This window comes from Vibrio sp. QJM3NY_27 (assembly GCF_057785955.1).
This window is the reverse complement of the sequence record NZ_CM173512.1, coordinates 1,169,215-1,186,107: the sequence shown is the minus strand read 5'-3', so window position 1 is coordinate 1,186,107 and position 16,893 is coordinate 1,169,215. Positions and strand designations below refer to the sequence as shown.

Genomic DNA, 16,893 nt, shown 5'->3' with positions numbered 1-16,893 from the left:
CTTCCTTTTATAGACTGTACATCCAACTTACAGCGTTAAATTATTGTCTTCTATCATTTTTTGTAAAATTTGTGCTTCTAATGCACTGCTACTGTCACCTTGATACAGATCGTCGTACGCGACATCGGCTATTAAGATGTTTTGTTGAACGTCTTCGTCGCCATTAGGTTTAATAGAAATGGTCACGCCATCACCAGATTCTTCTAAATCTAGATATTGTGTTGCCCCTAGCCCTGTATTAAGCCCTAGGCTTCCCAAAATACCCGAGAGGTCAATTGCATCAGTATCTGGAGACGCATCAAAATCTTGAATCACATCGTAGCTTGGTGCTTCTGCACTCCCTAAGCCTGAAGATGCGAACACAAAATTATCTGAGCCCGTCCCGCCAATCAGCAGGTCGTTATCATCTGTCGCGGTAATCGTAGAATCCCCTTCAGCAACAAATTCAACCGATACCGTTTGAGGTAATCCTACCGCTTGGTTGTTGCCTATTTCAGCAGAAGGTTCGATGGTGATTTCAAATGGGTCAACGCCATCATAGCCACCCGTAATCGCTAGATTCGGTACATCTGCCAAGTCCACCACATATTGACCATCGACCATAGAGCCATGTGAGAACGTCAAACCTGCGGGAATATCATAAATTGTAATGAAGCCCACTTCTGAATCAGCAGGGTTTACAAGAGAAAGGTCTAAACCAAGAGGAATCGTGCCACTTGCTTCTGCCACGATCGAAGAGTATTCAACGCTCAATAACGGTGCATCAGGCTCTGGTGTGATAATAAGCGTCATGTCTTGCGAGCTCGGGTCACCCGTGTCGACCACTAACTCACCGAGTACCGTATTTTGATCAACCGTTCGGCCGGTAATCGTAATATCGAGGTTACCAAACGCATCACCTGCAAAGAATTCGAGCTCATCAACAGAGCTTGCTTTAACGAGGATCGTCGCCTGTATGATGCCACCAACACTAGTGAAAGAGCTGGTTTCTGATCCAATTCGAATTCGATCTAGCCCAACTAAACCTGATGGATCCGAAGTCGAATTCACCGTTACGGTAATTGCTAAGAATTCATCACTGTTGGTTTCAAAGCTATTAGCATCGAGAGGAATCACGATGCCATCATCTTCACTTCCAGTGAGCTGTTCAGGTAAATCGAAGAACTCCACTTTATCGCCGATAGGGTTTACACCAACGGTAAATTCAGATTCGGTATAACGAATATCTGTCGTGCCGATTTCCTGAGTAATCGCCTCAAGGACTAGATTCATATCACCACTAAAATCTCGTGGCGGCAGAATAACAAGATTAGCAAGCTGACTTGGATCGAGCTGCCACTCATAAGTAGGGTTACCATCAAAGGTACCGCCATCAACGCCATTATTTGGAACTAATTCGTAGCTATCGCCCACCTTTATCGCAACAACAGCGCCTTCAGGCACGCCTTTCAATGCCAAGGACATATTTTCAGAGCCATCTTGGTCAATCAGCTCCGCGCTAAGTGATGACAGTGAAATGTAGTTGTCTTCGTCGCCTACTATATCCTCCGTCACCAAGTTCGCCGCATCCGCAACAGGTTCAACGGTGATCGTCACCACGGTCGTCTTGTCTTGAGTATCGGTTTCAACGACACAATCCGCTTCATCGGTAATATTGGCCGTCACTGTTAAGGTAATTTCGCCGCTGTAATGTTCTGGTGGTGTTACCAACACATCGCTCAATCGGCTAGGATCCGTGACCGTCCACGTACCATTGCCGTTATCAACCAACAAACCAGTATCAGCAGGATACTCTGATAACGTACCGCCATTTGATACCGTTATCGTCAGAGAGTTAACGGTCTCTTTACCGGTAGCACTGTTACCCTCTCCCGTGATTAACTGCCCGTCTTCAACACTATCACCGAGAACTAACTCAAGGTTAAGGTCGGTTGTAATATCTTCCTGGATTGTTGTCGAATCCGTGGCAACGGTAATGTCATCCACAACAGGCAATACTTGAATACTGATAGTTTGATCTGTTGTGACGGTATCTCCGTTACAAGGAGAGGTCTCAATGGTTTTAATCGTAAAGTCGATACAGCCGGCAAAGTCTTCATCTAATCCTGTTAGCGTTAGTTTGGATAGTCCATCCGCTGTAATCGAGTAACCGACAACCTCACCAGAAGCGTCGTATTCGGCAATAACTCCATCACCTGAAATCTCTACGCCATCAGGCAGAGAGTCCGCAGGAATATAGAAAGAGATCTCATTGTCCGGATCACTACCTACATTGGTATTCAATAAACCGGTAAGGTCGATGTCCTCTCCCTCAGGCGTTTTGATATCACCATCAGGTTGAATTGGGCTTGGAGGTCCAACAGGATCACAAGTGCCGCCACCGCCATCATGGCCAGTGATCTGAATTTGGAATGAAGTATCAATATACTTCGAATCTTCACCGTCAATGACACGAGCACGTACCACTATATCTAAAACAGGCGTGTCGCTTGGGCTCGAGATAGTCATGCCACTTAAGATTTCTTGCGCCAACTCTTGGATAGAGTCACTCGTCAGGCCGTTCGCAGAGATAATCCAGTTTCCTGAAATATCTTGAGCGGCTCCGTTCGGGTGATCGATAATCAGCGAATAACCATCAGGCACATCGATCAAGATATAATCTAAGTACTCTGAGCCATCCATATCGGCGTCAACAAAAGTAACCGCATCCGACACGTTGACCGGAGAACCGTCCTCACTGATATATAGCTGACCAGAACTTTCCAAACGAGTATCTGACTCGACCCTCGCATCGACCGTGACACTGATTGATCCCGAGATATCTTTTACATCAGTTGCGCCTGCCGGCGAAGTATCAGTAACTTCATAGGTAATTGGGATCGAAAATGTACCGCTCAAATCTTCAGTAGCGGTTACTGACAGTCTTCCGCTACTTAAAAGCTCGGATAGTGTTGGTGTCGTAGAGTCTAATAAACTTTCTAAATCTAACCCTGAAACTGGCACTGCAATAACACTGCCATCGAAATAAAGAGTCAGATCAGCAGGTAGGCTATCAATCACATACCCCGTTAAAGACTCACTTCCATCAACATCTTGATTCACAGATGGCTCAAGGTTCAATCCAATTTGGCTGTCTTCAATACCTTGAGTGCTAACCGTTTGGCCATCTTCTTGATCGACAATCGGTGCCAACTCTACCTTCAATGTCATCGGGAATTCGCCCGAATCACCATCAGGTTCAGTTGAGATAGCAATAACGGTCAGTTCCATCTCACCACTGAAATCAGTCACTGGCTTGAGATACAAATCATTAAGTTGTGCGTTAGAGACCTGGAATACAGGGCCTGTTACATCGTCAATGTAGGCGATGGTTAACGAAACTGGCTCACCCAGTGAATCCACCAGCAAGGTGCCGTCAGGAATATTGGTCAGGAGTATATTGATCTCTTCAGAAGCATCGTCATCGGTTGTTTGGACGACAAAGTCGAGTTGAATCAAACCATCTTCATTAAGAACCGATTGGTTACTGATGACTTTGGTATCGCTGTCATATTCCCAATGCGTATTTCCTCCATCCACAACAGTAGGTTCATCAACAACGCCTTTGAGGAAGATATTGATGGTTTGAGTATCGCTTAACGCAGTCACATTGATAGGGTCTAACGAGTCAATTGTCGATTCATAAGAAACCGCAGTCACGTTAATGAATAGGTCTTCCGTAAAGGAACTGATGTCTTCTTTTGGTATTAGATAAGCGGTGCCGTTCTCTATCGCTTCAGCAGAAACGAGATAAGTATTAGGACCAATTAGGTCAAACAATCCACCTTGAATCGCCCAGCCGTCTTGTACTTCAATTTGATAACTTAACGACTCAGAACCATCGGTATCAGTCAACGCACCATTGATTACGTTCTTGAGGAAGATGCTTTCATCTTCCAGACCTTTGTAATCTTTAACAGATAAAATTGGCGTATCAGCATCCGGTGAGATCTCTACAACGACAGTATTAACAATATCGGCCGTTTTATCATCGGGGTCAGCGAAGGTGCTTCCCGCTTCGGTTGCAATCGCAGTAATCTCAAACTCAAATCGACCTGCAAGGTTTTCATCAGCTCTGATTTCCATTTTGTCGATTTGGGTCTGGGTGTACTCTTTGCCTTCTTTAACCGCGTTTCCGTTCAAGGTGATATTCAGCCCATCTGGAATGCCGCTAATGGTGTAAGACAGTTCTTCAGATGTATCTTGGTCAACCAACTGAGCGGTGATATCTAATTTAATTGGATTTGCATCATCTTCTACGGATTGGTAGGTAAATACAGAATCTGACCAATCTGGAGCATCGGCCACCGGTAAAACAGAAACAGAGACATCTGCGGTCAGCTCTTTTGGAACCGTGTCAGTACTTATAATTGCATTGATCGCTAGAATAACCGTTGAGGTCGTATTCGATTCATGGAGTGCAGGTCGATAAGTTAACTGACCATTCGGGCCGGTAAACTGACTGTCAATCGCCGTTAACTGATTACCTGAAAGCGTCACCTTGCCATCAACTACTTGAAGTAATACGCCATCTAAATACAGGCTACCGCCTTGCAAAGAAGCTTCTGAGAACTCGATAGCCGTAACGGTTTCGCTTTGGTCAACGTCTCCAGTAGAAACGCTCACAACGATAATCGCGTTGTTATCTTCTGTAGTTTCAGAATCTTCATAACGAATAAAACCTTCGTTATCATCCAATACAAGCTCTGCGTTACTGGTGACTTCATCACCGTCGGCATCTCGAACCAAATAATCAATGTCATCGACGATCTTAGGATCAGCAGGATCAGTCATCACATTGGGATTAGTGGTTAGCTGGTAGCTACCATCTGGTGAAAGGGTAAACTGACCGTAAATAGAATTACTGTCGTAAACATTAATGAGGTCAATGGTGATCGAAGTACCAGCGTCATCGAAGGTATACGTAACATTTCGATAGGTGAAGCTAATGATTTCGGCACCATCAGCTCCAGTAAACTCCTCCGTCAGGAACTGTCCATTTAGGTTATCACCCTCAACCATTTCAATTGATCCTGAACGCGCAACCGGAATGGCATCTTTCACAATCACTTCATAGATAGCAGGGGCAGAACTGTCTCCATCTGCGTCGTTAACAGTTAGTTCAAAATTAAGAGCCAGATTATTCTCTCCATCAGCATTGGCGTGATCGAGTGGAGCGTACAGGTCAAACTCAGTTGTCCCATCAGTATTAAAACGGATCCTAAATACATTGTTTCCATCAGAGTCTTGCCCGTAATACCAACCATCAGAATCAACTGCCTGAAGTGAAATATTTTGTCCTGCACTGGTGTACGAAAGTGCATCAAAAGCCGATGTATTTATCGTGACAGAAACGACATCATCAGAACCCTCAATAATACCTAAGGAAGGGCTAGAGACTTCTGTTCCTGATGGCTGACCGTCCCCTAATAAACCATCTTCATCAACAGAAATACTGCCGATGACAGATATTTCAGGGTCTTTACCATCATAGATCTTAATATCTGATTCTTGCGTATCTCGAGAACCATCAGAGTCAATGGTGACGATAGAAGCTGGAATTGTCAGTTCGGTGTCTTTAGAACCCAAGCCATGATCAATTGACTGGTATAGCTCAATAACTACGTCTACGTTTGTTGAACCATTGGCTTCAAGGCTAAAGTCATCTGGTAGTTTGATTTTGAAGACAGCATCACCATTACCAAGAACAGCATCAAAAGTACCATTGCCGTTATCGCGCCAAGTCAGCGCTTCACCATTGCTGGTTACCGCTACACCATCGCTATCAAGAACAGCTTGGCCCGTGGTCACATCCAAACCTAAGAAAACCAGAGGGTCATTACCAGCGGTAACTACCAAGCTCACGTTTGCTGTTGAGCCAACTCCCGACGGTGTGCTATCCGCAACGGGGACTTCACTCAATTCAACCGTTCCAGAACCAATCGTTGGCTCACCGCCATCAGTCACCGACACATTCAAGGTTAATTTGGCTTCATCGTTGTCATCATCTCTGGCTGTAACAACAAAAGGTAGTTCGTCTGTAATATTATCTTGGTCAAGTCCCTTAAACAGCTCAAAGGTATAAGTGACATCAGTATCTGCCTCACCTAAAGGAGAGGTAAAACTCAAGGTGAACGCTTTATTTTCAGCACTTTCAGAGCCAACATAACCAGTAAGTTCATTTCCGTCCGCAGAGACCACATAGATGATCTGCACGCCCCCACTAAATAACTGCGGCTGATCTCCAACATCAAAAAATACAGACTCAACAAAATCACTTCCGACGTTGAGGTTGAAAGTGCCAGTATCAGAAACACTGCCGTGAATAAGGTCTGATTCATCCACTGCCGCATTACTAGTGGAAGTTAATACCGGGTCGACTCCATCCTGGATAATCCAATCAAACTGCCCTTGCTTTAAAGAAGTACCATCCAAATCTTCCCCATCAATAATAAGAGGCAGGGTGATGGAGTCGTTACTGATCAGGTGGTTTATAGGCTGTTCTAACACTAGGGAGACATCTGCTAGAACATCAATACCACTAGCGGCTGCACTCAACGTTAGCGTGAATATCGTTTCACCATTTGCTTGCGCGGTAATCGTTTTACCATCATTCACTAACGTGTAGGTTAGAGGGTACTCTTCATCTCCAGTCGTCAAGCCCAAGGCGTCTAGCTGCACCAGAGTATTAGCATTAAATACAATCGAAGCAGGATCTGGATTATCTGAGCCAGCGGAAACGGTAAACTGACCGACTACAGTTTGAATTCCATCAGACACATCACCTTCAGAGCTGGTTGTTGTCCCATCAACAACTAACCCTGCATCACCATCAAAAATATCGATGACTGCAGTGCCATTTCCGAAGTCATTACTGCTATCGCCTGCGACATAGTTGAAAGTGATGTTTTGAGCTAAGGTGTGATCCAAATTTCTGTTGGCAACAAACGTCCAGTGACCATTTGAAAAAACAGTTAAAACCCCTTCATCCAAAGTAAATGAGACAGGGGTGCTACCGGATATTGTTTGAGTCGTGCCATCGACTTCGACACTTTTTATGGTTAGCTGAGTATCAAGATCGATATCGTTGTTTAGTACATTTCCTGACGTGACCTCACCTTCTATCACATCATAAGACTCATCGAAAATTAACGGCTCCGAATCTTTGATGACAATAGGTAGATGACCTATAACGAGCTCAGTAGTACCGTCCGCATCCGTTTGTAAACCTTCAATAACTAGAGCAGTCTGAATTGAATCTAATCCAGCCTCTTGGTCAATCGCCTTATAGAAGTTGATATTTACGTTACTGCCAGATATGGCAGCATCGAATACAATTTCGCCATCGCTTCTTGTTCCGGTTAGGCTTTGTTTGTCACCTGATACGGTAATCGTTATCGACAAGCCTTGAGAAGTTAGCGACTCAGCTATAGTTTGATCTGCGCTAAACGAGAAGTCCGCAAAATCGATCCTAATATCAGAAGTTTGTGTTTCGTCTCCAAAAATACCGATGATGTTTTCCGAAAACACAACTGATTCAGGAAGAATAATCGTCGGCATGTCATCGATGGCTTCGTTGCCGACTGTATTGAAAACTTTTGCGTCGATCGTCCATTCCGCAGAAGAATTTAAGGTAGATATATCAATATTCTCCACCACCCAGTTACCTGCGGAATCAACAACTCCCTCGAACACCAGTGTCTGAGTCCCGTCGTTTACTTCAATGTAAACCGGTAAACCTTCTGCAACATTGGTTGTACCCTGCATGGTTGTAAGTTGGCCACTACGAAATGCCAAAATGCTAAAACCATCTAGCGTATCAATATCAATCACAGGGGAAACGGTATCAATAACAATTTGCCCAGCAGTATTTATCGCTAAAGCAGGGTTACCAGCAACATCAACCGTTTCAGCCTCAATTTGTATACCACCGTCAGCAAAACTTGTTAGATCGACGCCTTCAACTGACCAAGCACCATTAACGACCGTTGCCGTCAGCACAATGATATTCGTTGTACTGTCAGAAATACGGATATTGACCGTTTGACCGTCTTCAACGTTCTGTACCGTACCAAAGAATTTAGCGGATTGAATTTCGAAACTGTTGAGGACACCATCACCTCCATCATCAACACTCGCTGTAATATTCGCCAACGTGTCCTTAACAATGGTGTCAGTCGCCGTGGTAGGGTTTCCTGCAATATCGACGGTACTAGCAACGACAGTGAGCTCACCTTCGGCAAAGCTAGAATAATCTTGAGAGACTAGTGTCCAAGTGTCGCCTGAAACGGTGGTTGTATATTCTTGTGTGAGACCTTGGCTATCGGTAATAGAAATGCTTATCGTCTGGCCATCTTCAACATTGGCAACAGTACCGGCTAAAACCCCGTTGGAAATTTCGAATTGATTGTAAAACTCATCACCAAAGCCATCGAAGTCAACCTCAATGTTGGCTAATGTGTCTTTGATTGTGGAATCGTTAGCGGTAATGCTATTTCCAAAGTCATCAGCAATGATCGCGTCGACCTTAAGGTCACCTTCCGCGAGCGAAGAAAGATCGACGCCGTCGACGACATAAGTTTCGTTGCTAGTCACGGCAGTAGTGGTAACGGTGTTGCCGTTAACATCAGTGATGGTCAGAACAACGGTACGCCCGTCTCGAACATCCACAGCCGTACCCGTAATCGTGACACCAGGTACTTCAAACTGGTTCTCGTAACCATCTCCGCCATCTAATATATCAACGGTTAATAGTGCACTAGGTAACAGAATATCAAGGTTACCTTCATTCGATGCTGTATCTTCTTCGACATATTCTGTAGGACGCGTATCAAAACCTGCCTCAGCGAGCGTTTCATCTAAGGTAGAACGAACATAAGCAATAAAAGAGGCACTGGAACTAGGTTGATCATTCACTGAGTTAGGCTGTTGAGGTGCGCTTTCAATGTTGTTAACGAGTTCAGTGACCACCTTTTCCAACTGTTGTTCAACTGCGGCTATTTGTGGCTCGGTTAGGGGCTGAGCCTCTTGTAAATTCTGAGGTTCAATGCTGACGACTTGCACACCTTCAACTTTTGGCTGCGTAGCTGGTAATTGAAGCCAAGTCCCATCAGGGAATACTTGCCACACAACACCACCAACTTCGATATATAAAATAGGATCCATCCTAAACCTCTTCCTTACAAAAACGCTGACCTTGAGAACATCAATTTACTCAATAAAAAGCCGGAGAAATCAGCACACTCTCTTTAGTTAATACTAGCAAACAACAAATCATTAACAGTTAATTAATTATCACTAATACGCTGTAAAGTAAACCGATAGGTTGTGACTTGCATTCAGTTATATCTATCGTCACAAAATACATTCAATGAATGTGTCATAATGTTGAAATTACTGGTTAATTTTCAAGGAATGTCATGACTGCAACGAACTATCTCAACCAATTGAATCAAAAGTATCTTGCGACTCATAAAGCGAAAGAAGACTTCTTTTGGGATACATATATGGGGATCAGTGACGACCACGATGGCTCGACACTCGCGCAGACTCAATGGACTGAATTTCTAAGCTCTACCGAACAAATTGCTGCTATCGAAACGCAACTAGCTGCTATCGATAAAATTCAAGATCCCCTAGAAAAAGAGAGTACGCTAACAGGCTTGAATGGTTGGTTAGCGACCTTTAGATCTCACGCTATTGAGTCTGAGCAGTCACAGAAGCTTAAAGCCGATCTCATAAAGTTTGAGGCTGAACTGTTTGAGAAAAAACAGAATCATGTGATGACTTACGTAAATGAAACAGGCGACGAAACAGAAGGATCACTGCCAGTTTTAGGTTCAGCAGTTAGAAGTAATGGTAATGAAAAAGTCAGATTTTCTGCACACCAAGCACTATTAGATTTAGAACAGTGGCTGCTGGCTAACGGCTTCATTGAGCTGATCAAAAAACGTAACCAATTTGCTCAATCACTGGGATTTAAAACCTTCTTTGATTACTCGGTGCTGAAAACCGAACAGATGACGACAGAGCAACTGTTTACGATACTGGATGACTTCGAAGCACGCACGCGTGATAGCCATCAGCAAAGCCTAGCCAATTTGGCAGAACAGAAAGGCGAGAATGCACTTCAAGCCCATAACTTTACCTACTCTTTTGCAGGTGACGTTATGAATGACCTTGATCCTTATGTTCCGTTCTCAAAGTCACTTCGACGCTGGATTGAATCTTTTGGTCGCCTAAACATCGAATACTCTCAAGCGACATTAAAATTGGATCTGCTTGATCGTAAAGGTAAGTACCCTAATGGTTTCTGCCATGGCCCTATCCCATCTTTCTACGATCAAGAAACTTGGGTAGCGGCTCAAGTTAACTTCACGAGCAACGCAAAGCCCGATCAAGTAGGTAGCGGTTATGATGGCATCAATACACTATTTCACGAGGGTGGTCATGCGGCCCATTTTGCTAACGTTAAAATGAACGCACCGTGTTTCTCGCAAGAGTTTGCACCAACCTCGATGGCTTATGCCGAAACGCAATCCATGTTCTGTGACAGCTTGTTAAATGACGCCGATTGGCTCAAACAATACGCGCTTAATGCAGATGGCCAAGCAGTACCTGATGAGTTAATCAAAGCAATCATCGATAACAAACAACCCTTCAGAGCTTATCAAGAACGCAGCATTTTAGTGGTTCCGTATTTCGAGCGAGCACTTTACGAATTGGCGGATGAAGATCTGACACCTGAAAAGATCACCGATCTTGCTCGTAGCAGTGAGAAAATGATTCTTGGATTGGCGAGTAGCCCTCGCCCATTGATGGCGATCCCACATCTGTTGTCGGATGAAGCGTCTTGCGCATATCAAGGTTACCTGCTGGCTCATATGGCTGTGTATCAAACTCGTGCATATTTCACCGATAAGTTTGGCTACTTAACGGATAACCCAGAAATCGGCCCTTTGTTAGCTAAGCACTACTGGCACAAAGGCAATAGCGTCAATCATAATGGGACAATCGAAAGCCTGACTGGGGGAGGTTTTAATGCCAAATACCTCGCTGACGAGTGCAACTTATCGCCAGAAGAAGCTTGGGCTATTGAGGAGCAAAAAATCAAACAGCTGTCGACAAGAGAACGATCACCAGTCGCTGATTTGAATGCGAAGATATCGATCGTTGATGGGGCCACCGAGTTGGCGAATAATGATAAGTCAAACCATCAGATGTGTGATGAGTTTGAACACTTTATCGTTGGGCAATACGGCCGATAGCGGGTGCTGAGCATCTATAACCAAGGTTGAACCAAAAGACCAAACGAAAAAAGGACGATAATTTATCGTCCTTTTTATATTCAGCGTTGGATCTATGCCGTGACACATATCGAGCGAGTTTCACAATTAAACTCAACATCAACAGAATCAACACTTCGCAATGATTTTCGATGAATGCCAAACACTTGCCCCGTCAAAACAATATAAAACTTCTCTGTTTTGAGTAGATTCCAAGCTTCATCAAGAGATTCAGCATAAACCTTGTTCTTGAGATCTTGCGGGCGAGTACCTGCTACTCTTCCATGTTTGCGCGCCAATTCAAATAATCCATTACGATTCGGTTTACACGTAAACAGGGTATCATTTCCGTAAATACTACCCTTAGCAGTAATGTTTTTAACCATTACATTTCTCCAAATAATAATTCCACTCGTAACACCTGAGTGGCATACCACATGTCGAACTGTGGATATTTAAACTGCGTAAAGAAGAGAATATGGTGTAAAGACCGGGCAAGCTATTACACCATTATCATCAAATTTCTTAGAAGTTCTTAAGTTCTTAAGTTCTTAAGTTCTTAAGTTCTTAGAAATAGTAGTAAGCTGCTGCGAATACGTGTGTTTCTTCGTCGTATTGCGCGCTAGTTTTACCCACACGGTAACCGTCTAAGTCTTGCTTGATATCAATACCCATGTCAGCGTTGTCAGCAATACGGTACATTGCAGCGATATTGATGTAAGAAGAATCTACGTCAGATTGACCATCTAATTCATTGCTGCTAGACGCGTAACCTGCTGCGATTGTTAGGTCTTCAGAAACTGTGTAGCCACCTGAAACGTAGTAACCCGTATTCTTAGCAGAATCACTCTCTTCAATCCAAGAGTTCATGCCTAGTTTAAGAGCACCAACCTTAACGTTACCTGTCACTGTGTAAACTTCGTAATCAGCATCGTCATCACGAGCTTCATAACCTGCGTATAGGTTGAATACCTCTTGCTCTAAACCGATGTAACCGTTAATGCCTTTATCCGCATCATTATGATCGTCACCTGTTTCAAAGTAAGAAATACCATAAGCGATACCGTTTGTTGCGCCTTGGAATTTAACAACATTGAAGCCGTCAGATGCATCACCAGCAGAAGCGCCAAACTCGTAAGTGTTATCGCCAGCGCCATCCACTTTGTCTAGTGCTGTGTCGTTTTCCCAACCGAATGAAGCAATACCGTAGCCAGTATCGAAACCTAACCATGCTTTGTCTACGTCTGTTGCTCAGTATCGATACCGTTTGTCCAACCAGCTGTTGCTGCGTCGTTCGCAGATACGTTGTTGTCTGTCGTGTAGTTCACCATCAAATCAGTTTCGAAATAACCAACAATACGGTTGTTACGGTAGTTTACGGCAAGAGTAAGACCCGTTGCCCAGTCATCGTAGAACGCTTTAGAGCCAGTGTCGTAGTAACCACCAACACCGAAAGAGCCTGATACTGAGAATTGATCTTTGTGCATTGAATCGAATGCAAACATGTCTTCGTTTTGGCTGTTTTGGCTGCTTGTGCTTACTGCGAAAGCTGAACTTGAAATGCTCGCAATCGCAAGTGCTACTAATGTCTTTTTCATGATAACCACTACCTATATATTAATTCGGCCTTGTTAGTCCGGCCTTTTGGAGTGGCGCTATTGTTCAAAAAAATACGTTATTGATATACCGTAAATTTACTGAAAATTTTATAGCTTTGGTGAATTAAATTACATAATGATATGTTGATATGGCTTTTATATTGAGAATCGCAAGCCGAGCGTAAACCCGATATCCGTGCTGTTATCCATATTCCGGATGTTCTCAATCATCACGGGGTTTGTTAGGCAGAATTAAAATCCTGAGCCTATAAAAAACACCGTTCAATTAATGCAGTAAATGTACTGCTTATCATTCGACAATCTAGAACTAAGAGTTATAAAAAACTTAAAAATAGAACCTATGATATATATAAGAATCTTATCTTGCACTGAGCCACTCGAACGAATATCTTCTGAGTATTGACCTAATGAATATATCGAGAAAGGAAAAACGTGCCTGCTTTAAGCCTAAGTTTTGAACAGCTATTAATGAAACAATCAACCTCTCTTATTAATAGCGATCCTAAAAACTTTCAAACAACGTGGTCAGAAGCAAGCTTTGACGTACTCGATTGGTTCGGGATTGATCGTTTAACGCTATACCCGAATTCAATGGTCTTACTCGAAGACGGGAAAACTTGTTCAGTATCCAAAGCAAACATACCTCCTGTCGATAAGAAAAGTTTGGTTGGCGGTAACTACCTTGATTACCTAAAGCTATTGAAAACCAATGAAACATATCTCACCTTTACCAGTGACGAACTCGTTTCAACCAAAAACTATGTGTTAAAGAGGATCTATAAAGAAGGGGGAAGATGGCACTGCATCATTCCTTTGCAGCTGTTTAACCAACGCTGGGGAGCATTGTCTTTCACTAACTTTCACGACAACGATACCACCTTCGACCTCGAAGACATCCAGCGCTTAAAGTTAGTCTGTGAACTTTGGCTCTGTTATTGGCAGCACTCAACGCTAGCGAGGACACTAAAGCAAAATGAGAATCGGCTAGCAGATGATAGTGAGAAGCTATTATTACTCACCAAAAAACAAACCAAGGTTTTGGCTCTCATTGCTCAAGGGTTTAGTGCAAAAGAGTGTGCAGAACAGCTCCACCTTAGTTCTCGAACGATAGAATCGCATAAATACAGAATGCTTGGATTGCTCGATTTAAACAGCCACAATGACCTGATTCAATTCGCCTTACGTAATGGCCTAGGTCTTACAGAAAGCCTACACACGACACGTTAAAGCAAGGCTATGCACACTTCTTTACGCATAATATTGATTGTTATTCGTTGCCTTCACTCAGAGCAAATTTGATTTCATCCGACGAAAAGCCTTTTCGACTTAACATTGCGTACGCCTTTGAACGCTCTTTGTGATCGTTGAGGTCATATGATTTCTTCTGCAGCTGTTCCAAACAAGATGAATAGAAATCCAGTTGCTCCTCATTAGTTAATCGGTCGACCAACGATGACAACTCGCTGGTGTCGATTTGTCGCTGTCTGAGCTCTTGCTGAATAGCAGTCAAGCCTTTGCCTTTACGAGCATATTTAAGCACCTCTTTTTCCAAATCAGCTTTCTCTGCCTTAATTTGAATATTACTTTTCAGTTCATGCGACTGCGTGTGCTGGTCAATCGCTACCTTCACCTGCTGGTAGCTAAAACCACGCTTTTGCAGGGTCGCGCCAAGCTTTTCACGGCTCATGGTAAAACTTGTATAGTAATGGTTGATGCGGTCTATCAAGATGGTTTGCTCATCAATAGACTTTTCGAAGGACACTTTATGGATTGCATCAGAAATCACTGAATCGGTCAGGCCTTTCTTCTTCAATTTTTCGACAATATATCGAGAACCGAATTCACCAGAAAAAGCTTGTTCCACGAATTGTTCTGCAAACACTTGGTCAGACTTGAGATACCCGAAGCCTTTCAGTGTCCCTAGAGTTTCATCGATCCATTCTTGATTGTCGGTTTTCACTTTGAGCTTCGCAACCAACTCGCTTTCCGTCATATCTCTCTGGGTTAGGTGCCACATCGCAGAGTTCATGACGCTTTCAATTCGTGTTGCTTTTCTTACCGTTGTATTTCTACTATTCGTTTTTTGCTGTGAATCATCCATTCGCTTTCAACTGTCCAAACTAAGCCTACCCCATCATAACGTAATTCTAAGGCGGTTGAGTGACATAAAAGAATGAAGCTCAATATAAACGGAAGCCAATAAAAATGGACGCTTATTCAGCGTCCATTTGATATCACATTAAGAATAATGGCTCTAAGCCATGCTTAGCTTTTTCGTATTAGCTTTTTTCGTAATCGCTCTTTTCGAAATTACTTCTCGTACTAGCTCTTTCGCTTAGCTCTCTTCGTGATTGTAAATATGCACATCTCGTTGAGGGAATGGGATCGTGATACCTTCTTCATCGAAGCGTTTCTTCACAGTTTCCGTCACATCCCAATACACATCCCAATAGTCATCGGTCTTAACCCAAGGTCTGACGACAAAATCAACAGAAGAGGTATTCAAGGTATGAAGCTTGATCATATGCTCCGGTTTTTTCAGTACTAGAGGGTGCGCAAGAATGATGTCGTTCAATACCGCTTTCGCTTTATCGATATCATCTGAGTAACCAATGCCGAAGACCATATCAACACGTCTCACACGTTCTGCAGTGATGTTGTTGATCACGTCACCCCAAATCTTGTTGTTCGGGATCACCAAGCGTTGGTTATCGATGGTTTGAATGGTCGTCGACACTAAGCTCATGTCTTTTACTGTGCCTTGAACGCCGGCCACTTTAACCATGTCGCCCACATCATAAGGACGATAGATCAAGATCATCAAACCTGACGCAAAGTTAGATAGTGTGTCTTGCAATGCGAAACCAATAATGACACCCGCAACACCGAAACCGGTTAATAGTGGCGCTAGCTCAATCCCAATTTGAGACAGAGCGATAAGCAAACCAATAAACACGACCGCTTTAGATGCGATGGATACGAAGAACTCCTGCATCAATACGCTAAAGTCCATTTTAGAGTGCGAGACACTCTTACGAACGGTCTTACGAGCCACGTTAGCAATAAGGCGAGTTACGTATAAAATACCGAGAAACAGAGCGAGTTTAACGATAAATGAAGGCGTGTTGTCAAACGCCCATGAACTGAACGATCGAAGCCAGCTATCCAATAGATCCAGTGCAACATCGACATCCAACACATCGGCGTTAATGTCCCCAGTCGTCGCTAATAGAATGCGCTTGTACGAAGTGACATCCACACCAAACGGGGCCATCATAGAGATACTTGTCTCTAAGCTGGCAACCATTACACTGGTTCGTTCGCTGAAACGTATTAACTCAGTTTTTATTGTCGCCTTTTCGTCTTCACTAACAAAAGACAAGCGACGCTCTAGATCTTGACGCTGCGTGTCTGTATACAGGATCGCATTGGTCAGATATTGAGAACGAGAAACCAATGCGGTTTTTAACTGGCTTTCCGCAGCCGATACATCAACACCTCGATCTTTTGACCAACTTAAGGTTTTAGAGAGTTGCTGATAGTAATCATCCATCATTCCGATACGTTTTTGAATCAACAATTCAAGACGCTTTTTTGAATCCCCCTCAGCCGAACGGTTGTCTTTGCTCATAGAGACAATTTTGACTTCGTTCAATGACAGTAAATGTTGTAAAAGATCTACCTGTTGGGCAAGAACAGCGTCTAAGCCTTCCTTCTTATCGGATGATAATTGCGAGGAAATCTCTTTACGTAGTGCTTGGTTCTTTCGTCTTAATATATCTTCTAGAAACGGCTTCTCAGCATCGTGTGCTGTTTCTAATGTTGTTAGGTCCAGCATTAGCTGGTCTTGTACTTCTGCTATTTTATCGACACTTTGTGCAAAACTCCCTGATGCAACAAACGCCAACATTAAAAATAGACAACGCCAAACCTTTATCATGTTAATTCCT

6 protein-coding genes and 2 pseudogenes are annotated in these 16,893 nt (G+C 43.4%); 2 read left to right on the top strand and 6 right to left on the bottom strand.

Annotated elements, in window-relative coordinates:
• Window positions 1-27 precede the first annotated feature (27 nt).
• Window positions 28-9,204, bottom strand: coding sequence for a T1SS-143 repeat domain-containing protein (locus tag AC3CIA_RS20925; protein ID WP_488518979.1), 9,177 nt, complete (start codon window positions 9,202-9,204; stop codon window positions 28-30).
• A 254-nt stretch (window positions 9,205-9,458) separates the two neighbouring features.
• Between AC3CIA_RS20925 and AC3CIA_RS20920 the strand changes: the two genes are divergently transcribed.
• Window positions 9,459-11,306 carry a M3 family metallopeptidase gene (locus AC3CIA_RS20920; protein ID WP_237298304.1) on the top strand — a complete coding sequence of 616 codons (1,848 nt, stop codon included), beginning with the start codon at window positions 9,459-9,461 and terminating at the stop codon, window positions 11,304-11,306.
• A gap of 92 nt (window positions 11,307-11,398) precedes the next feature.
• On the opposite strand, the gene AC3CIA_RS20915 is transcribed toward AC3CIA_RS20920, so the two are convergent.
• The 3 genes and pseudogenes from AC3CIA_RS20915 to AC3CIA_RS20905 all read right to left on the bottom strand — a co-directional run.
• Entirely contained in the window at window positions 11,399-11,710 is a 312-nt protein-coding gene (locus tag AC3CIA_RS20915) for a hypothetical protein (protein WP_029222415.1), read from the bottom strand.
• A gap of 181 nt (window positions 11,711-11,891) precedes the next feature.
• Window positions 11,892-12,922: pseudogene (locus AC3CIA_RS20910) on the bottom strand (porin).
• A gap of 156 nt (window positions 12,923-13,078) precedes the next feature.
• Window positions 13,079-13,156: pseudogene (locus tag AC3CIA_RS20905) on the bottom strand (DUF3187 family protein); the annotation flags it as partial.
• 255 nt (window positions 13,157-13,411) lie between these two features.
• Between AC3CIA_RS20905 and AC3CIA_RS20900 the strand changes: the two are divergent.
• Window positions 13,412-14,170 (top strand): response regulator transcription factor, encoded by a 759-nt coding sequence (locus AC3CIA_RS20900; RefSeq protein WP_436404771.1) that lies wholly within the window; start codon window positions 13,412-13,414, stop codon window positions 14,168-14,170.
• A 40-nt stretch (window positions 14,171-14,210) separates the two neighbouring features.
• On the opposite strand, the gene AC3CIA_RS20895 is transcribed toward AC3CIA_RS20900, so the two are convergent.
• Together AC3CIA_RS20895 and AC3CIA_RS20890 are read right to left on the bottom strand one after the other, a co-directional pair.
• Window positions 14,211-15,044 (bottom strand): RecX family transcriptional regulator, encoded by an 834-nt coding sequence (locus AC3CIA_RS20895; protein WP_488518978.1) that lies wholly within the window; start codon window positions 15,042-15,044, stop codon window positions 14,211-14,213.
• Window positions 15,045-15,278: 234 nt separating this feature from the next.
• Window positions 15,279-16,883: a mechanosensitive ion channel family protein gene (locus AC3CIA_RS20890; protein WP_065207019.1), complete on the bottom strand. Its 1,605-nt coding sequence runs from the start codon at window positions 16,881-16,883 to the stop codon at window positions 15,279-15,281.
• Window positions 16,884-16,893 lie beyond the last annotated feature (10 nt).